The organism is Rhodobacter sp. 24-YEA-8, from assembly GCF_900105075.1.
Taxonomy (GTDB): domain Bacteria; phylum Pseudomonadota; class Alphaproteobacteria; order Rhodobacterales; family Rhodobacteraceae; genus Pseudogemmobacter.
In genome coordinates, this window is sequence record NZ_FNSK01000006.1 from 169,323 (window position 1) to 187,788 (window position 18,466).

Sequence of the window (18,466 nt, forward strand, 5' to 3'; positions counted from 1 at the left end):
CGGCCCTCAAGCCAGGTTCAGGCCTCAGCCTGATCCTGCCCCGCCCTGATGAGCAGGTCTGCACCGGAGCCGCTGCAGGGGAGTGACCAGGCTTTGGCCTGGCTCCCCCTGCCCCGACGTCCTTTCCTTTTCCCCGATCCGCCTGATATCCCATTGCCGGGATATACAGGGGCCGCGGTGCCGCGCCAGGGCAGCGTTCAATAGGCCCGACGGTAAAGGGCCAGCGCGGCCTCCTCGTCCACCGTGACCGGATTATTCTGCAGCAAACGTGTCTGCAGCATCGCGTCCCTGGCGAGCATTGGCAGGCTGTCTTCCGGCACGCCGACATCACGCAGGCGGCGTGGTGCGCCGGAGCGATCCATCATATCCTCCATAAAGTCGACAAAGGCAGCGGCACGGGCCTGCACGCCCTCCCCGGTGGGACCTGTCACCACATCTGCCAGTTCGGCATAGAGGGGTGCAGCGGCGGTCATGTTGTAGCGCAGGACCGGACCCAGCATCAGCGCATTGGTCAGGCCATGCGGAAGATGGAAATGACCGCCCAGCGGATAGGCCAGGGCATGGACCGCACCCACGGGGCTGTTGGAAAACGCCTGACCCGCGAAATTCGCGCCGATCAGCATCCCCTCGCGCGCGGCGCGGTCCTGGCCGTTCCGGCAGGCATTGACCAGATGCGCGGACAGAAGGCGCAGCGCTTCGCGCGCGAAAATGTCAGAGAGCAGGTTCTTCTTGTGACGGCTGGTATAGGCCTCGATCGCATGGACCATGGCGTCGATGCCGGTCGCGGCCGTCTGCACCGGCGGCAGGCCCGTCGTCAGCGCGGCATCCAGCAGCACCCGGTCCGCGTAAAGCTGTTGCGAGACGATGCCCATCTTGGTCGTCTCGCCCGTGGTAAGGATGGTGATATTGGTCACCTCCGACCCGGTCCCGGCGGTGGTGGGGACCTGCACCAGCGGCAGGCGCTGGCCGGTTACTTTCCCGATGCCGTAAAGCTCGGACAGGGGCTGTTCACTGACCAGCATAACCGCCACCAGCTTTGCGATATCCATCGAAGAGCCGCCGCCCAGCCCCATCACGATATCCGCGCCGGCAGCCCGTCCCTGCGCGACACAGGCCATCAGCACCGCCTCGGGCGGGTCGGCGACCACATCGTCGAACACCGAAACCGCGAAGCCATGCGCCAAAAGCGAGTCCTTCGCCGCATCAAGCAGCCCGGCGTCATGCAGGAATTTATCCGTCACGATCAGCAGTTTGCGCGCCGGGAACCAGCCCGACAGCAATTCACCCATTCGGGCTGCACCGCCCCATTCCACCAGCGTCGAGCCGGGGGTATCAAATGAAAAGGCTTTGATCAGATCCGTCATCTTTCGTTCCTTCCCTTGAGGAAAGCGGAAGGGGGCACCTGGCCCCCGGGGGCTGGCAGCTCAGAACGCGCTGCAGAGATATTTCAGTTCGAGATAGTCCTCGATCCCGTATTTCGAGCCCTCGCGGCCAAGGCCGGATTGCTTGACCCCGCCAAAGGGCGCGACCTCGTTTGAGATCAGGCCGGTATTATGGCCGACCATGCCATATTCAAGAGCCTCCGAGACGCGGATCACCCGGCCATGGTCACGGGTGAAGAAATAGGCGGCAAGGCCGAAAATGGTGTCATTCGCCATGGCGATGGCCTCCTCTTCGGTGTCGAAGACAAAGACCGGTGCCATCGGGCCGAACGTCTCTTCGCGGGCGACGGCCATGTCCGGCGTCACGCCGGTCAGCAGCGCGGGTTGCAGATAAAGCCCGCCGAGGCGCTGGCCGCCGGTGACGAGTTCCGCGCCCTTTTCCACCGCGTCGCGGATATGGCTTTCGACCTTATCGATGGCCTTTGCCTCGATCATCGGGCCGACATCGGTGTCGGGCAGCATCCCATCGCCCACCTTCAGGCCCGCAATCCGTTCGGACAGACGCGCGACAAAGGCATCATGGGTGCCGCGCTGCACCAGGAGGCGGTTCGCACAGACGCAGGTCTGACCGGCATTGCGGAACTTCGAAAGCATCGCCCCTTCCACCGCCGCGTCCAGATCGGCGTCGTCGAATACGATGAACGGGGCATTGCCGCCCAGTTCCAGGCTCAGCTTCTTGATGGTGGGCGCGCATTGCGCCATCAAAAGCCGGCCCACCTCGGTCGAACCGGTGAAGGAAAGTTTGCGCACCACATCGCTGTCAGTCAGCACTTTGCCGATTTTCGTGGCCGAACCGGTGACGATCTGGAACACGCCCGCAGGCACCCCGGCGCGCTGCGCCAGCTCACCAAGCGCCAGCGCCGAAAGCGGCGTCAGATCGGCAGGGCGCAGGATCATCGCGCAACCCGCCGCCAGGGCGGGGGCCGCCTTGCGGGCGATCATCGCTGCCGGGAAGTTCCAGGGCGTGATGGCCGCCGTCACACCAATGGGCTGGCGCAGCACGGTGATGCGCTGATTTGCCTTCGGCGCCGGGATCGTATCGCCATAGACCCGCTTCGCCTCTTCGGCGAACCATTCGACAAAACTGGCGGCATAGGCGATCTCGCCTTTGGCTTCGGCCAGTGGCTTGCCCTGTTCGGCGGTCATGATACGGCCCAGATCGTCCTGGTGCTGCAACATAAGCTCAAACCAGCGGCGCAGGATCCTGCTGCGATCTGCGGCAGGGCGTGCCGCCCAGGCCTTTTGCGCCACCTCGGCCGCAGCGATCACAGCCGGGATCCCGGCGGGATCCATCTGCGGCACCTGACCGACCTCGCTGCCATCGGCAGGGTTGGTGACCACAGTCATCGCGGCAGAGGCCGCACCGACCCATTCCCCATTGATCAGACAGGCGGATTTCAACAGGCCGGGGTCTTGCAGAACTGGCATTTTTCGTCCTTTGGGCAAACAGAGGGACAGCAACGAGCCGCCATTGGCACGTTGCGAAAGAGGTCAGGATCGGGTGGTAAACCGGCTGAAGTCAGTCAGGCGGATCGTGCGGCGGCCCCTGGCCGGATGTCTCTGCCATGATCCCGGCAATCACACGCTCTGCCGCAGCTTCGATTGAGATGCGGCCATCCATCGCGGCCTTTTGCAGATAACGATGGGTCTGGCCCATTTCGATGTTGCGGACCCTGCAAAGCAGGGTCTTGGCGATATCGACAACGGAACGCGCGGCCTGGCGCTGTTCGGCGGCCGCGATCCGTTCCAGGTTCTTCCGGCGACGTTTCCAGATGTCCCGACTGATCATCAGATTGGTCAGTAGACCAAAGGGTTTCACCGGTCGTTCAATCACCGCAGCCGCACGCAATTCCAGTACCAGTTGCAGAGTCGAGGGATCCTCATAGCCGACAAGTACAATGATCGGCGGGCTCAGTTCGGTCAGGCTGGTGATCAGAACCCGGACATCGGCGCGCGCATCGGAATCGACAGTGACGATTGCCACATCGATATCCTCGGGCAGCCTCGCAGGGATCGGCCAGTCAAGACGCGGCAGGCAGCCAATACGGATCAGGTGGGTCATCAGCCCCTCAGCCTCGCGCCCGGGCGGCAGCAGCACCAGAACCCTGGTGCCTTTCAGATCGCTGATCTTTGGCTGGCCGCTGGGCTTAGGCATGGCTGATCAGATCACCCCCAAAGCTGTGCTCGACCATATAGGGTTCGGGCTTTACCGGCGCTGCGGCGTCTTCGATCACTTCAAAGGCATTCCGGGCATTGACCCTGCCGATCCTAGGCCAGAGCCAGCAGTGATGGGTCGCAGCGTCAATGCGAACCTCGCCTTCGGGTGCAGAAAAACGCACATCTGCCAGCCGGGCCAGCACCGCATCCAGCGCAGGCAGCTCCGCCTGCCGTGCCGCCTGTGCGAAAAGATGAACCTGGAAATACGCGGCTTCTGCCCCGGAGGTCAGCGCGATATCCCCGCCAAAACGGGCCTCCATCCCGGCGCGGAAGGCCTGGCTTTCCGGGTTTTGCAAAGTGGAAAACCAGGGCGCCGCGGCAAGGAAGCCTTCGGACAGCTCTGCATCCATCTGTGCCAGATCCGCCTCGTTGGTCGCGAGGCTGGCGATCACCGCCCCCTCTGCCCGGCTGCGGGTGCCGGCAAAAGCCCGGTGAAGCCGGATCGTGTCGCTGCCGACCACGGTCGAATAGATCACATCGGGGCGCAGGGCCTCGATCTTTGCGATCACATCCGCCAGGTCGTCATCCGAGGCGCCGAAGGGCAGGTAAACCTCACCCACCACCTGACCCTCGGCCTGTTCGAACAGGTCGCGCATGATGCGGTTGGATTCATGGGCAAAGACGTAGTTATTGCCGATGAAGAAGACCCGCCTGCCATGATGGCGCAGCAGATGCCGCGCCAGCGGGACCGAGTTCTGGTTCGGCGCGGCCCCGGTATAGATGCAGTTCTGAGAGAATTCGAACCCCTCATAAAGCGTGGGGTAAAACAGCAGCGCCTCGCGGCTTTCAACGACAGGCAGCACGGCCTTGCGTGAATGCGACATATGGGTGCCGAACAGCACCCGTACGCCATGCTCATCGGCCAGCTTTTCCGCCGCGAGACGGTAATCATCCGGGTGCGGCCCGACGGGCAGCCGGCAGGGCTCCAGCGGCAGGCCGTTGATGCCGCCCGCCGCATTCACCTCGTCTATCGCCAGCAAGGTGGCGCAGGCCTGACTGTGTTCGACTGCCGAAGTCTGGCTCGTCTCTGAAAAGAGCAGTCCGACCGGCCAGCTTTCCCGCCGCGTATTGAGAAGCTGCATCACAGCGTCTTCCAGTCAAAACCCGCTTCATAGGCCGCAGCCGCGCGGTAAAGCAGGGCCTCGGCATGTTCGCGCCCGACCAGCATCATCCCCACCGGCAGGCCTTCGGCCCGACCGCAGGGCAGACTGATCGCGGGCAGGCCCGTGGCATTGAAGGGCGCGGTATTTGCATTCATCTCCAGCGCGCGTCCGACCCATTCCGCCGGACCGCATCCTGGTTCGGGCAGTTTCGGGGCCTTGAGGGGAACGGTCGGCATCAGGAGCATATCGTAATCCGCAAGCACCGCCAGATAAGCCGCCTTGAGACGGCGGACCAGGTTCTGTGCCTTGCCATAGGTCTGCCCATGATACTGACCCCGGAAGTAATGCGCCGCAAGCAGAACCGATTTCACATCATCGGGAAAATCCGCCGCATGATCGCGCCAGTCGCTTTGCGCCCGCATCAGGCTGGTGACGTAAAGCCCCTTCCAGTTGGAGCCGTAATTCAGCCCTTCCATCTGGGCGACGGTGCCTTCGGTGGCAATCGGTGTCCAGATCGCATGGCCCTTGCGGTGCAGCGGAATTGAGACTTCGTCAACAGTGGCACCCAGCGTGGCAAGGCGTTCTGCCCCCGCCCGGACCGTCGCGTCGATATCGGGTTCGGAATTCGGCCAGCCAAAGCCCTCGGGGATAACTGCGATACGCAGACCTTTGGCCCCCGCCGCAATCCCTTCGCTGTAATCCGTGGCGGCTGGCAGTGCCTGCTGGCGCGGATCAAGCCCGTCCGCCCCGGCAATCGCGGTCAGAACCCGCGCATTGGTCGCGACATCTCCCGACATCACGCCCGCATGGTCCAGCGTCATCTCGACAGGCATCACCCCGGTATAGGGCACCAGCCCATGCGTCGGTTTCATGCCGACAAAACCGGCATAGGCCGCCGGGATCCGCACGGATCCACCCTGATCGGTACCGATAGCGGCATCGACCAGACCCGCAGCCACCAGCGCCGAACAGCCCGAGGAAGACCCGCCCGCCGAGCGCGTCTCGTCATGGGGGTTGCGCACCGGGCCCTGCGCGCCGGTATGGCTGCTGCCCGAGACGCAGAAATATTCGCATTGCGCCTTGCCCTCGATCACCGCGCCGGCATCCAGCAGCCGGGTGACCAGCGTGGCATCCACGTCCGGCACATAGCCGCGCAGGCTGGACGCACCGTTCATCATCGGCACACCTGCCAGCATGACATTGTCTTTCAGCGCCATGCGCAGCCCCGAAAGCGGGCCGCCGGGCCGCCCCTCAATCCGGGTTTTCACATACCAGGCGTTATAGGGGTTGTCTTCGGGGGCGGGGTAATGGCCGGGGGTGCGCGGATAGCGTACCTCGGGCAGTTCCGGGGTCAGCGCATCGACGATGGCGTAATCTTCGGCCACGGCCTCCATCAGGGTGGTGAAGGTCGTCAGCTCGTCTTCGCTCAGCCCGAGGCCCAGATCCTGATCTGCGGCCAGCATATCGTCGAAATTGGGTTTGCGGATGGTCACGTCTCAGCCCTCGATCCCGATAAATGCCTTGGCTTCCTCTTCCGATCCGGCGGCTTTCGGGTCGATGGTCTTCGACACGCTGCCCTTGTCGACCGCCAGAACGCGGTCACAGATCGACCAGAGGAAATCGATGTCCTGTTCGACCAGAATGATCGACAGGTCCTTTTCTTTGCGCAGACGGATCAGCACATCGATGATCTCGTCGCAGATATTGGGCTGGATGCCCTCGGTCGGCTCATCCAGCAGGATCAGATCCGGCTCGCCGCAAAGGCAGCGGCCAAGCGCCAGAAGCTGCTGCTCGCCGCCCGAAAGCATGCCCGCAGGGCGTTCGAGCAACGGCACGAGGCGTGGCAGGAGGTCCAACACCTCGGCGATCCTCTCGCGGGCGGCGCTGAATTTCTTCACACAGCCCATGCGCAGGTTTTCCTCGACGCTGAGCAGTTTGAAAAGCTGTTTGCCCTGCGGCACATAGCCGATCCCGGCGCGGGCGCGGGCCTGCACCGGTTTGGCCGTCAGCACCTGACCATCCTTGCGGATCTCGCCTGACCAGTTCGGCAATTCGCCCATGATGGCGCGCAAAAGCGTCGTCTTGCCCATGCCGTTGCGACCGAGAAGCCCGATGCACTCACCGCGACCAAGCGTCAGATCGACGCCGCGCAGCACCGGCACGCGGCCATAGCCCGATTTCAGCCCGGCTACCTCAAGCATCGGCATTCTCCTTGCGGCCAAGATAGGCGGCCCGCACCTGCGGATCCTTTGAGATCTCGGTGAAACTTCCCTCGGCGATCACGGCGCCGCGCTCGAATACCGTGACGCGCTCGCCGATCAGGCGGATGAAATCCATGTCATGTTCGACCACGATCACCGCGCTGTGCTGCGTGATGTCGCGGATGATTTCGACGGTCTTCAGACTCTCGCTATGGGTCATGCCCGCCGCCGGTTCATCAAGCAGCGCGACCGCCGGCTTCATCGCCAGCATCTGGCCGAGTTCGACCCATTGGCGCTGACCATGGGCCAGTTCGGCACAGGCGCGGTGGCGCAGATCCCCAAGGCCGATATGGTCCAGCACATCGCTGACCACTGGCGCAACAGCGCGGCCGCGCAAACGCCGGCGCGCCGCCATATCGATGTTTTCCTGAACGCTCAGCCCCTCGAACAGGCTGGGCACCTGGGTCTTGATGCCGATCCCGAGCCGCGCGATCTGCCAGGGCTTCAGCCCCACCAGCGGCTTGCCCCGGAATGTCACCGCGCCACGCGTCGGCGCATATTGGCCCGAAAGCAGCCGGAAGAAGGTGGTCTTGCCCGCGCCATTCGGGCCGATCAGGCAGCGCAGCTCGCCCTGGCGCAATTCAAAATCAACCGCCCTGACCGCATCTACACCGCCAAAGCTGATGCCAAGGCCCCGGGCCTGAAGGATGATCTCGCCGCTCATGCACTCTGCTCCGCTTCAGCTTTGGGTTTGCGGCGCAAAAGCCCTGTGATCATCGGCACGATCCCCTGCGGCACCACGAGGACAAAGAAGGCGAGCACCAGCCCGAGCACCAGATTGACCTGCACCACCTGCTGCGTGCCCAGCTTCATCGTCGCCCATTGAAGCGCGATACAGCCCAGAATCGGCCCGATCAGCGTGCCGCGCCCGCCCACGATCACCCAGATGATGATCTGTGCCGATTGCACAAGGCTGAAGATCGTCGGGCTGACAAAGGCGCCCCAATTGGCGAAAAGACAGCCGCCAAGCCCCGCCAGCGCCCCGCCCAGCGTAAAGGTGATCAGCTTCGATTGCGCCACATTATAGCCCAGCAGTTCGGCCCGGACCTCGTTTTCACGCACGGCGATGGCGGTCTTGCCGGGGGTCGTCTTCAGGTAAAGCGTGATGGCGACGATGGAGGCGACGATCACGATCACCGTCAGGCGGAAGATCTCTGCCGGATCAAGCGGCATCCCCCCCGGCCAGGCCAGCGTTGGAATGCCGGTCATCCCGTTGAAGCCTCCGAGCAGCGCCGATCCGATGCGGTATTGCGGCCCGGAGGTGGAGTTGATCAGGTTGAACAGGATCAGTGTCACCGCCAGTGTGATGACCCCGATATAGATGTCATTGATGCGGCCATAGAACATGAAATAGCCAAGCACCGCCGCGAAAGCTGCGGGCACCGCAACCGCGATGGCCAGCGCAGCTATGCCTGGGCCGAAATTAATCGCCCCCACAGCCCAGGCATAGGCGCCCAGGCCGAAAAAGGCGGCCTGGCCGAGGCACATGATCCCGCCTTTTCCCCAGACAAAGGCGAGGCTCAGTGCCAACACCGCCATGATGAGATAGGCGGTGAATTCGTAGATGGTGAACAGCTCGAGCCAGCCCGGGGCCAGAAGCCCCAGCACCAGAGCAGCGAAAAGCAACGCGGGTTGCAGGATGCGGGACATCAGATCGACCTCTTGAAGAAGCGGCCGGTGATGCCCTGCGGCAAGATGCGGATCAGCACGATCGCGGTCAGCAAAAGCGTAACCTCGCCGATCACCGGGGTATAGATATAGGTGAAGATCTGCCCGACCGACCCAAAGAGGACCGAGGCGGAGAGGTTGCCGGCGATCACCGCCGCGCCGCCGGAAATCACCGTGATGAAGGCCTTAGCGATATAAGAAGCCCCAATCGTCGGGATCACCCCGGTCAGCGGCGCAAGGGCCGCACCGCCAAGACCTGCAAGGGCTGCGCCCAGCCCGAAGGTCAGCGCATAGATCCGGCGCGGTTTGCCGCCAAGAGCCGCAACCATATCGGCATTTTGCGTGGTTGCCCGCGCCTGCAGCCCGAAGGTGGTCAGCTTGAAGAGACAGAACAGCCCGGCGAACACCGCCAGCGCCAGCATGATCAGAAAGATCACATAGCCGCTGACGGAGTATTCGCCGATGCTGACGCTTGGAAGCGGCGTCGGAATCCCCGTGGTCGTATTGCCAACCAGCATGGTCATGCCACCGATCAGCGCAAGGCTGATGCCCCAGGTTGCCAGCATGGTATCGATCATCCGCCCGTAAAGGTGGCGGATGACCAGCCATTCCAGCGCCAGACCGACAAGCCCCACCACCAGGGGCGCAAGGATCAGCGCGCTGATCCAGAAGTTCAGACCGGCATGGTTGGTGCCATAGATTGCCACATAGCCGCCGAGCATGAGAAACTCGCCATGGGCCATGTTGATGACTTTCATCATCCCGAAAACCACTGCCAGACCGATGCTGATCAGCACCAGAATGGCAATGGACCCCAGGATTTCGATCACGAGGACGGACGCGAAATCCATGCTTTTTCCTTAGAAATCGATGACGTATTGCTGGTTGTCATCCGGGTTTGCGACCAGATCGCAGACCAGCGCGGTATCAGCCGGGGGCTGCTGCTCGAAGGTCTCGACCGGAATCAGGCCGCCGTTTTCGACCCGCGCGATATGCACATCCATTGTGGTGTGATGGGTTTTCGGATCGATGGTGACGCGACCGCTGGGCGCATCCAGCGAGATGCCGGTTTCCAGCGCCTCGATCACCGGCAGACGGTCGATGGTGCCGGCCTTTTCAACGCCCGCCGCCCAAAGACGGAAGCCCTGATAGGCGCCCATGCCCAACTCGGTGATATAAGGGTAATCCGCGCCGAATTTCGCGTGGAAATCAGCCACGAACTGCTGGTTCAGCGGATTGTCCAGCTCTTGCAGATAGTTCTGGCAGACCATGATACCATCGGATTCCTCGGGCGTCAGGATCACATGTTCATTGCCGCCCGCGAAGGTGGTCGAGGACATCGGGATCTTGCCCAGCATCCCCGCGGCCTTCCACTGACGATAGAAAGAGATATGCGCGCCGCCGACAAGCGCCGACCAGACATAGTCCGGCTTTGCCGCCTGGATCTTCGAGATCGAGGTCTTGAAATCGGTCACATCCATCGGGAAGAACTCGACGCCCAGCACCTCGCCGCCGTGGTCGGCGGTGTATTTCTTCACCCAATCGGCGATGATCTGGCCATAGTTGTAATCGGCCGCGACGATATAAACCTTGCCGCCGTTGTTCTTGACCGAATAATCGACCAGCTTTTCAACGGTCTGGCCCGGGGTCACGCCGGTTGCGAACATATTGCGGTCGCAGACGCCGCCCTCATACTGGTTCGCGTAAAAGTAAAGCGTGTTGAACTGACGCATGATCGGGCGCACGACTTCGCGCGAGGCCGAGGTGATCCCGGCAAAGACCACCGCCGGCTTGTCCGACAGCGCCGCCTGACGGGCGAATTGCGCGTAAAGCTGCATATTCGTCTGCGGATCATAGACGTTGAGCTTCACCTCACGCCCAAGCAGCCCGCCTTTCGCGTTCTGCTCATCCACGGCAAATCGCAACGCGTCGACGATGGGCTGGCCATAGGACTCAAGCCCCCCCGACTGGTCGTAAAGGGCGGATACTGTGATCGGCCCCTCCTGCGCAAAGGCACGGGCCGAGGTGAGGCTGAGGGCAGTTGCAGCGCCAAAGGCACCCAACGCCTGACGGCGGTTCATGGACATGGAAGCTCCGATGTTGGGGGGAAGGGCCGGCAACGGGCCGGGTGCTGCGCAAGCAACAGACGGCAACGCAAATGGTGCCTAACGCCCTGATCAATGTGGTACTTTTGATTTTGAAGCCAGATTTACGGACCCGTTTGTCCTGATCCTGGCTCAATTGAACGGTGCGACGCAGTTGTCGCGGCAGAAACAGGATTCTGCCTTGTTCGCCGCGCATCCTAGTTATCTTGCTGTCAGCTGTAAAGATACCGACAGAAAATTTCCTCAGCCAGGCTCAGGACCCTTTGATGAGCAACCTGTTCTTACTGACTGACGCGCGAATGGGGCGGCTTTCGCCGTTCTTCCCAAAAGCCATGGCAATCCGCGCGTCGATGATCGTCGTGTTCTAAGTGACATAATCTTTGTGAATCGCAATAGTTTGCGGTGGCGGGGTACCCCGGGGAAGTATGGCCCCACGAAGACCCTCTACACCGCTGGCAGCGGTGGAGTATCACGGGCAAAGCGTCACTGGTTCGAGCGCGCCTGTGATGCGCCGGGTTTTTGCCCGGATGATGTACGGGCTTGCTTCCGGGGCAGCCGTTCCGAAGACGGTGATGATCGATGTGAGCAGGCGAACGCCATGCGTTCGGGTGAGCCTGCACAAGTGTCTCAAGGCGCACCGCACGGCTTCGAATCTGCGGTCAAAAAAGGGGACCCGAAGCCGATCCGGACAGGCAGGCCGTAGTCCCGCAAGATCGCGATGAGCCGCATGAAGTCATCAGCGCTGTTGGCAATCGTCAGGCGCCGGCGGCGCGTCTTGCCCGGCACCTGAACACCATCTCCTCCCGGCCGATGCGCTTTGACACGATTTGCGAAGCCAACGCCATCAAGCACCATCTGACGAGGCCCAAGCATTCCTGGACCAACGGCCAGGTCGAACGGACGAACCGTACCATCAGGAACACCACCGTAAGACGCGTTCATTACGACAGCCATGACCAGATGCGAGAACATCTGACGGACGTCATGGCGGCCTGCAACTTCGCTCGACCGCTCAAGACCCTCGGAGATCTCACCCCTTACGACTACACCTGCCAGAGTTGGACATCAGAGCCAGACAGATTCATCCTGAACCCGATCCACCAGATGCCTGGGCGGAACGTCTAGAAGAACAGACCGGCGGGCAGCGCCCGGCCATTGACCAGATGATCGCCGAGGATGCGGGCCTTGTAGATCGCTGGGTTGTGCACCGAGATTGCGCGCGCATTGCGCCAGTGGCTATCAAGCGCCGCCTCGGCGCGGATGCCGCGACCGCTCAGCACCTCGAAGATGCGCGCAATCACCGCCTGCGACAGCCGGTCGACGAAGACCTTGGTTTGCACTGCCTCGCGGATGCCATAGACATCGGCCGAGATCTCACCCAGCACCAGCTGGATCTCGACCTCGTCGGCAGGGCGATCGTTCAGCCCATGGTAGTAATTGCTTTTACGGGCAGACACTTGCGCTGTGGCCTCCTGCAGCGCGGACGTCGCCACCCCCGCCACCACTGTGGTCAGGTAAAGCTGGGTGAAGGAACTGGCATAGGGCGGCGGCGGCGGTGCCCCCGGCTGCCGGTCGATGATGTCTTCAGGCCTGATGGCCACATCGACAAACTCGGTCGTGCCCGAGCCAGTGCCACGCTGGCCAAAACCGTCCCAATCGTCGGGAATACTGACACCTGCGCGTGTGACCGGAACCACCAGCTGGACGACATTGTTGCCTTCGTCCGAGGCGGTGACCTGCAGATGGTCGGCATAGAGGTTTCCGGTGCTGTAATGCGTCACCCCGTCGAGGCGCAGCCCCGCCGCCGTTATCCGCAGCCGGGGGGAATCGCGCCGCCCCTCGCCGCGATGGATGGTCAGGCCAAGGGCCGGATCGCCCGCTGTCTCTCCCAGCGACCAGCCGAAGATCTCGCCCGCCGCCACCTTCGGCAGCACCTTGCGCGCGAGCGCGCTGCCCGGGCCAAGCCGCAGCACGGTTTCGACCAGCGCGAAATGGTTGCGGCGGGCGGCACCTGCGCGCAGCTCGTCCAGCACCGGGGCAAGGCCCAGCTCGATGATGATCGCCGAAAAGGTCTGGCTCGTCATGTCAGGTAACCGTCGTTGTGTGGGGGAAAGGGGGAAGCGGCGTGGCGGGATCGCGGGCGCGCAGGTCGAACAGCCGCTCGGTCGCGATGTAATCGCCGGCATAGCCGCAGCGGGCGACGGGCCGGGTGCGTGACAGGTCATAGATGCCGTCCACGAGATGCTCCTGACGGATATGGATGCGCAGCACCTGGCCGATCACAATGCGGCTCTCCAGCTCATGGCCGGACAGGTCCCGCAGGCGCTGCGAGTCCACCACCCTGCATTCAAGCGCGACCGGCGCATCGCGCAGGCGCGGCGCTGCCACCAGGTCGCTGGCCTGTTTGGCCAGCCCAAGCGCCTCGAATTCATCAACCTCCGGCGGATAGGGCCAGGCGCTTTGCGCCATCGCAGGTGCCAGCGCGAGCGAGGCGATGTTGCAGACGAATTCGCCGCTGGCGATCGCGTTGCGGAACGTGTCCTTCTCGCCAATGCTGCCGAAGATCAGGATCGGCGGATCATAAGAGAAGATGTTGAAAAAGCTGTAGGGAGCAAGATTGGCCCGCCCATCCGTCCCAAGCGTCGGGATCCAGCCGACGGGCCGGGGGGCCACGATCGCGCGCAACGGGTCATGCGGCAGGCCATGGCCCTTGTCCGGGTCATAGCTGTGATAAGGCGACATCGCTGTCCTCCTGATGGCGGTTCTCTCGCGGTCCGGGGTCGGCAGGCCCCGCACCAGGCCAGGGCGCGGCGTAGCGGTCGCGCAGGGTTTCGTCCCGGTATGCGGTGCGGAACAATCCGCGTCTCTGCAGGATCGGAATCACACCATCCACAATTGCGGTCAGTCCCGAAGGATAGACATCGCCTGAGATGTTGAATCCGTCGACGATGCCGCGTTCGAACCAGTCGGCTATCTGATCCGCCACCTGCTCGGGCGTACCGACCAGCCGTTTATGGGCGGTATATCCTCCGGCGCTGATCTGACGCACCGTCAGCCTGTCCTTGCGGAGCAGATCCCGCACGCCATGCTCCAGCGGGCTTGCAACGGTTTCAAGCCCATCAAGCAGATGCCCGGGCACTGGCTGGTCCAGGTGCAGCGCCGCCGGATCAAGGCCAAGCGCCCTGGCCACGCTGGCGATCCGCGCCGCGGCGAGGATCAGCTCCTCCAGCGCGTTCAGCCGGTCCCAGGCCTCCCTTTCGGTGTCGCCCAGGGTGATGTGCAGCCCCGGCAGGATCGCGACCGCCCGCTCGGCCCGCCCGGCGGCGCGGCTTCGGTTGCGGATATCGGCATGGAACAGGGTCGCTGCCTCGAGGCTGTGCTGGCCGGTGAAGATCGGATCGGCATGGGCAGAGGCGAAGGCACGCCCACCCTCGGAAGGACCGGCCTGCACGATCAGCGGCCGCACCTGGGGCGAGCGCGGCAGTTGCAGCGGCCCAGTCACCGCGAAATGAGGGCCGCGATGGTTGATGGCTCGTATCCGCGTGGTATCGGCAAAGGTGCCGCCCGCACGGTCGGCCTGCAAGGCTCCCTCGTCCCAGCTTTCCCATAGCGCACCCGCCACCGCCAGAAACTCATGCGCGCGCGCCCAGCGGGTTGCAGAATCCGGATGCCGGTCCAGTCCGAAATTCCCCGAGGTATGGGCATGCATCGAGGTCACGACGTTCCAGCCGATCCGCCCGCGCCCGGCGTGATCTAGGCTCGACAGCGCGCGGGCCAGCGCATAGGGCTGGTGATAGGTGGTCGAGGCGGTGACGATCACCCCGATCCGCGACGTCCGTGCCAGGATCGACGCCGCGACCACCACCGGGTCAAGGGCAAGGCTGTCCTCGGTCTCCATCGCCTCGCCGATCGCCATGTAATCGGCCAGGAACACCGCATCGAACAGACCCTTTTCGGCCAGAGCCGCCGCCTGAAGGTAATGGTCAATCTCGACAAAGCCAAAGCGGTGACCGTCCGGTGCGCGCCAGGCAGCGCGATGAAAGCCGGTTGTGTTGAGGTTCAGGTTGAGATGCATCTGTCTGGACATGGCTGAGCACCGTCAGATTGCGAGGGGGGCGGCACGCGCCCGTTCAGCCACCAATCACCGACAAAGGCCTGCCGCCAGCGCACCGGGTCATGCAGCGAATGGGTGCGGGCTCGCGCCAATAGCGGTCGGCGGCCAGCGCCTCGTCCCCGGACCCCAGCAGAGCGGCCAAAGTCTGACTGCGCGCCGGGCCATATTCATAGGCGATGGATTTTGCCTCATCGACGGCCAGGGCCGCGGCGGTCTCGTCGACCGGGCTGTCCGCCAGCGCCGCATCCACTGCCAGATCGAGCGCGCCATCGCCGATGCCGGCCTGCAACGCCGCATGTGCCAGCTGGTTCTGCGCAAACAGCACCGCACCCCCGCAGTGGATCGGGGGTAAAGCTGCCGTCATCCACCCAGGCAGCAGGCACCACCACATCGCGGAATCGGACCGAGACACTGAAGGTTGAACGTTGCCCCACCACATCCCAGTCGCCGCCAAATTCCATCCCGGTAATTCCGGCCGGCAGGATCGCGGCGGCATAGGCCCCATCCGCATGTCGCGCCGGAACCAGCGTCCAATGCGAGGTCAGCGCGCCGGCGCAGAAATGCTTTTCGCCATTCAGCAGGTAATGTCCGCCCTCGGGCACCAGCTGAGTGGCATTGCCCCAGCGGGCACCCGCAAGCGCTTCGGCGGCAAAAAAGGCGGCCTCGGGCGCGGGCATCTCGCCGATGAACTGGCCCTTGATCAAATCGACATAGTAAAGCTGGGCAAGCGAGGGATCGGCCCCGCCCAACCGGGCAGGCAGCCGGATCGCCGCCAGACCCGAAGCCGAAAGGTATTGCAGCGCCTGCCAGGGCACCTCGCCCCCCAGGTCACGATCACGGGCACCGGGGACGAGCCAGGCGGCCACCTCATCGGCGATCCGCAGCGCTTCGACTTCATCCACAATGATGCGGGCGGGTCCGAAAGGGTTGTCAGTCAGTGCTTCGGGTCCGGTGGCGACAGTCATTCCTCGGCGCTCCATATCCAGGCGGGTTGTGCCGGGCGGGCAGCCCATCCGCGCCAATGTCGGTCAAGTTCGCGGTCACGACGCATGGCGCTCGCCCCGGTCAGCTCGAAAACCTCGTTGAAAAGCCGGCTGCCAAGGCGCGCGACATGGGTCTCGGCTAGGGTCAGAACCGGGGTTGCGGCCCGCAGGGCGGCATCGTCGGACAGGCCTGCGACCAGGTTCGAGAACAGCTCGTCGGCCGCGCGCAAGCCGACCCACCAGCGACCGAACTCACGCAGAACCAGCGGATCCTCGCGCACCGGGCCGGGCCAGGCGTCATACCAGCGGCTGGCACGCAGCCGGATATGGCTGTGCGCTTTCCAGAGGGCCGCCTTCAGCCCGCCAAGCGCCACTGCCAGAGACAGAAGCCGCGCCAGGGCCACCTGCGCCGCGGCAAACCCCTCCAGCGTCGGCGATTCCGGCCAGAGCGCGCGCACGGCCAGCGCCGCCTGATCGGCCACTACGATCCGGCCTGGCAGCAGGCGACGCTCGCCAAAAGCCTGCGGATCGAGCTGAAACCCCGTGTCTGGTGTGAAGCCCGCCGCCAGCCGAGGCGCAGCAAACTGACCGGCCGGGTCCCGGCCCAGCACAATGACCCGCGCGGGCGGCTCGATCAGCGGCGCAGGGCGCAGGCTGTCGGTGACCCGCCAGACCCCGGATCTGCCGGGCTGCAAGGACACCTGCGGACCGGCGAGTACCGTCGGCCCGAGCGCGGGCTGATCAAACAGGATGGTCCAGGCCCGCGCGCCTTGCCAGCGATGCGCCGCATCACGGCCGGCGGAGAGGTCCAGCACCGCAAGCCGCAGCACCTGCTGCGCCGCCTCGGCCGGCATCAGGGTTGAAGCGAGCGGAGGCAGGGCATGGCGCGGGTTCGGATCGCGTCCAACCTCGCGATCCGCATCGCGAAAGCTGTCGAAATCATCGGCGCTCCAGCCGGCCAGCAGCAGTTCTGCGGCAGCGGTGTCGGCGGCGGCGACCCCGGCGTGGCTTTGGGATCGGTCCAGCATTGTCATTCCTCAAGCTCTGGCAACAGGGGGTGGCGCGGATCTGACACTGCGGCTGACAGGCCCTGGCCCGGGATCGCCGCCAGAAGATCACGGGTATGACCCTGCCGGGGACGGTCGAAGACGTTATGGGTCGGGCCTGCTTCAACCAGCTGGCCCGCGCGCATCACCAGCACCCGGTCCGCAATGCGGCGCACCACCGCCAGATCGTGCGATACAAACAGATAGCCGATGCCATGCCGCGCCCGCAGCTCGGCCAGCAGCCCGAGCGTGGTTTTTCCCGAACCGGATTCGCCGACCAGCGCCACCGTTTCACCGGCGTGCACCGACAGCGAAATGCCATCCACCGCGCGCAACTGCCCCGCGCCCTGGGCGAAATCCTTCACCACCGCTTCGACCTGCAGGATCGGCGCCGCGCCGGCCTGTACAGAGGACGGCACGGTGGCAGACACCGGCCCGTGTTGTGGCGCGCTGTCGATCAGCAGCCGCGTATAGGCGGCGCGGGGATGGCGCAGCACCTGCGCCACCGGCCCTTGTTCGACACGACGCCCGTCCTTCAGCACGATGACCCGGTCCGCCCGATCCGCCGCCACCGCCAGATCATGGGTGACCAGCAGCACCGAGAGTCCCTCGGCCCGGAGCAATGCGCCCAGATCATCGAGAATGCGCTTCTGCACCGTTACATCCAGTGCTGTGGTCGGCTCATCCGCCAGAAGCAGCGCAGGCCCAGAGGATAGCGCCGAGGCGATCAGTACCCGTTGGCGCATGCCGCCCGACAGCGCACCGGGATACTGGCGCACCCGCGCCTCGGGCTGGCCAATGCCGACGCGGGCCAGCAGCTCGACGGCGCGGGCAGACAAGGCACGCGGCTCGCGCAGCAGGCCATGGATGCGCAGCGGCTCGACCGTCTGGCGACCGATCCGCTGTAACGGGTTCAGCGTCATGGTCGGATCCTGCGGGATCTGCGCCACCTTGCGGCCATGCAGGCGGCGGCGCGCCGCCTCGTCCAGATCCGTGACATCCACGCCGTCCAGCAACATGCGCCTGGCCGAGATCTCCGCCGTCTCGGACAAAAGCCCCAGCAGCGCATGGGCCAGCGTGCTTTTTCCCGACCCGCTTTCGCCGACCAGCGCCACGACCTCGCCCCGGCCCACCGAGAAGGAAATGTCATGCAGCACCGCCACCAGCCCCTGACGGGTGCGATAGCCAAGCGTCAGGCCGCGGATCTCTGCGGCGGGCGGCAACGACGTATCGGTCATTCCGCCCCCCGTTCAGCGATGGAGCCGCGATGGTGTTGAGCGCGATTACGCTGATTGCCACTGCCAGCCCCAGAATGATCGCGACCCACCAGACCGTGCCGAGGTAGTCGCGCCCCGTGGCGATCAGCAGGCCCCATTCGGGTGCCGGGACGGGCGCGCCAAAACCCAGAAAGCTGAGCGCCGAAATCGAAAGGATCGACCAGCCTGCCTCGATCGTGGCCAGAACCGCGATGGGACCGAAGGCATTGGGCAGGAGCTCTATCAGCACCAGACGCCACTGCGCAGAAAG

General features: G+C 64.1%; 17 protein-coding genes and 2 pseudogenes. 2 read left to right on the forward strand and 17 right to left on the reverse strand.

Annotated elements, in window-relative coordinates; all coding sequences use genetic code 11:
* Positions 1-197: 197 nt before the first annotated feature.
* From BLW25_RS23450 to BLW25_RS23495, 10 genes are all read right to left on the reverse strand, one after another.
* Complete coding sequence (locus BLW25_RS23450; RefSeq protein WP_092904714.1) at positions 198-1,364, reverse strand: iron-containing alcohol dehydrogenase; 1,167 nt, start codon at positions 1,362-1,364, stop codon at positions 198-200.
* Between the two features lie 60 nt (positions 1,365-1,424).
* The gene (locus tag BLW25_RS23455; RefSeq protein ID WP_092904716.1) at positions 1,425-2,870 is read right to left on the reverse strand and encodes an NAD-dependent succinate-semialdehyde dehydrogenase; all 1,446 of its coding nucleotides are present in this window, start codon (positions 2,868-2,870) and stop codon (positions 1,425-1,427) included.
* A 91-nt stretch (positions 2,871-2,961) separates the two neighbouring features.
* Positions 2,962-3,597: an ANTAR domain-containing response regulator gene (locus BLW25_RS23460; protein ID WP_092904718.1), complete on the reverse strand. Its 636-nt coding sequence runs from the start codon at positions 3,595-3,597 to the stop codon at positions 2,962-2,964.
* The gene (locus BLW25_RS23465; RefSeq protein WP_092904721.1) at positions 3,590-4,741 is read right to left on the reverse strand and encodes a transporter substrate-binding domain-containing protein; all 1,152 of its coding nucleotides are present in this window, start codon (positions 4,739-4,741) and stop codon (positions 3,590-3,592) included. The genes BLW25_RS23460 and BLW25_RS23465 overlap by 8 nt, the downstream gene beginning before the upstream one ends.
* Entirely contained in the window at positions 4,741-6,255 is a 1,515-nt protein-coding gene (locus BLW25_RS23470) for an amidase (RefSeq protein ID WP_092904723.1), read from the reverse strand. The genes BLW25_RS23465 and BLW25_RS23470 overlap by 1 nt, the downstream gene beginning before the upstream one ends.
* A gap of 3 nt (positions 6,256-6,258) precedes the next feature.
* Positions 6,259-6,963, reverse strand: a complete 705-nt coding sequence (locus BLW25_RS25155; RefSeq protein ID WP_092904725.1) for an ABC transporter ATP-binding protein — start codon at positions 6,961-6,963, stop codon at positions 6,259-6,261.
* Positions 6,956-7,687, reverse strand: coding sequence for an ATP-binding cassette domain-containing protein (locus BLW25_RS23480; RefSeq protein ID WP_092904727.1), 732 nt, complete (start codon positions 7,685-7,687; stop codon positions 6,956-6,958). The genes BLW25_RS25155 and BLW25_RS23480 overlap by 8 nt, the downstream gene beginning before the upstream one ends.
* Positions 7,684-8,673, reverse strand: a complete 990-nt coding sequence (locus BLW25_RS23485; RefSeq protein WP_092904729.1) for an ABC transporter permease subunit — start codon at positions 8,671-8,673, stop codon at positions 7,684-7,686. The genes BLW25_RS23480 and BLW25_RS23485 overlap by 4 nt, the downstream gene beginning before the upstream one ends.
* On the reverse strand, positions 8,673-9,542 hold the full coding sequence (locus BLW25_RS23490) for a branched-chain amino acid ABC transporter permease (RefSeq protein WP_092904731.1): 870 nt from the start codon (positions 9,540-9,542) through the stop codon (positions 8,673-8,675). Before BLW25_RS23490 ends, BLW25_RS23485 begins: the two co-directional genes overlap by 1 nt.
* Before the next feature lie 9 nt (positions 9,543-9,551).
* Positions 9,552-10,778 carry an urea ABC transporter substrate-binding protein gene (locus BLW25_RS23495; RefSeq protein ID WP_092904733.1) on the reverse strand — a complete coding sequence of 409 codons (1,227 nt, stop codon included), beginning with the start codon at positions 10,776-10,778 and terminating at the stop codon, positions 9,552-9,554.
* A gap of 284 nt (positions 10,779-11,062) precedes the next feature.
* On the opposite strand from BLW25_RS23495, the pseudogene BLW25_RS23500 reads away from it, so the two are divergent.
* Both BLW25_RS23500 and BLW25_RS23505 read left to right on the forward strand, forming a co-directional pair.
* Positions 11,063-11,479 (forward strand): annotated as a pseudogene (locus BLW25_RS23500) (transposase); the annotation flags it as partial.
* A gap of 160 nt (positions 11,480-11,639) precedes the next feature.
* Positions 11,640-11,921, forward strand: a pseudogene (locus tag BLW25_RS23505) (integrase core domain-containing protein); the annotation flags it as partial.
* On the opposite strand, the gene BLW25_RS23510 reads toward BLW25_RS23505, so the two are convergent.
* The 7 genes from BLW25_RS23510 to BLW25_RS25440 all read right to left on the reverse strand — a co-directional run bounded on the left by BLW25_RS23510 (position 11,918) and on the right by BLW25_RS25440 (position 18,445).
* A complete protein-coding gene (locus BLW25_RS23510; RefSeq protein WP_092904735.1) occupies positions 11,918-12,880 on the reverse strand; it encodes an acyl-CoA dehydrogenase family protein in 963 nt (320 codons plus the stop codon). The pseudogene BLW25_RS23505 and the gene BLW25_RS23510 overlap by 4 nt on opposite strands.
* Position 12,881: 1 nt before the next feature.
* Positions 12,882-13,538 carry a flavin reductase family protein gene (locus BLW25_RS23515; protein ID WP_092904738.1) on the reverse strand — a complete coding sequence of 219 codons (657 nt, stop codon included), beginning with the start codon at positions 13,536-13,538 and terminating at the stop codon, positions 12,882-12,884.
* Positions 13,516-14,883, reverse strand: coding sequence for an NtaA/DmoA family FMN-dependent monooxygenase (locus BLW25_RS23520; RefSeq protein ID WP_092904740.1), 1,368 nt, complete (start codon positions 14,881-14,883; stop codon positions 13,516-13,518). Before BLW25_RS23520 ends, BLW25_RS23515 begins: the two co-directional genes overlap by 23 nt.
* Positions 14,884-15,098: 215 nt before the next feature.
* Entirely contained in the window at positions 15,099-15,875 is a 777-nt protein-coding gene (locus BLW25_RS23530) for an acyl-CoA dehydrogenase family protein (RefSeq protein WP_092904743.1), read from the reverse strand.
* Positions 15,872-16,921 carry an acyl-CoA dehydrogenase family protein gene (locus tag BLW25_RS23535; RefSeq protein ID WP_092904745.1) on the reverse strand — a complete coding sequence of 350 codons (1,050 nt, stop codon included), beginning with the start codon at positions 16,919-16,921 and terminating at the stop codon, positions 15,872-15,874. The genes BLW25_RS23530 and BLW25_RS23535 overlap by 4 nt, the downstream gene beginning before the upstream one ends.
* A 2-nt stretch (positions 16,922-16,923) precedes the next feature.
* Complete coding sequence (locus BLW25_RS23540; protein ID WP_092904747.1) at positions 16,924-18,177, reverse strand: ATP-binding cassette domain-containing protein; 1,254 nt, start codon at positions 18,175-18,177, stop codon at positions 16,924-16,926.
* Complete coding sequence (locus tag BLW25_RS25440; RefSeq protein WP_366268883.1) at positions 18,086-18,445, reverse strand: ABC transporter permease subunit; 360 nt, start codon at positions 18,443-18,445, stop codon at positions 18,086-18,088. The genes BLW25_RS23540 and BLW25_RS25440 overlap by 92 nt, the downstream gene beginning before the upstream one ends.
* Between the last annotated feature and the right edge of the window lie 21 nt (positions 18,446-18,466).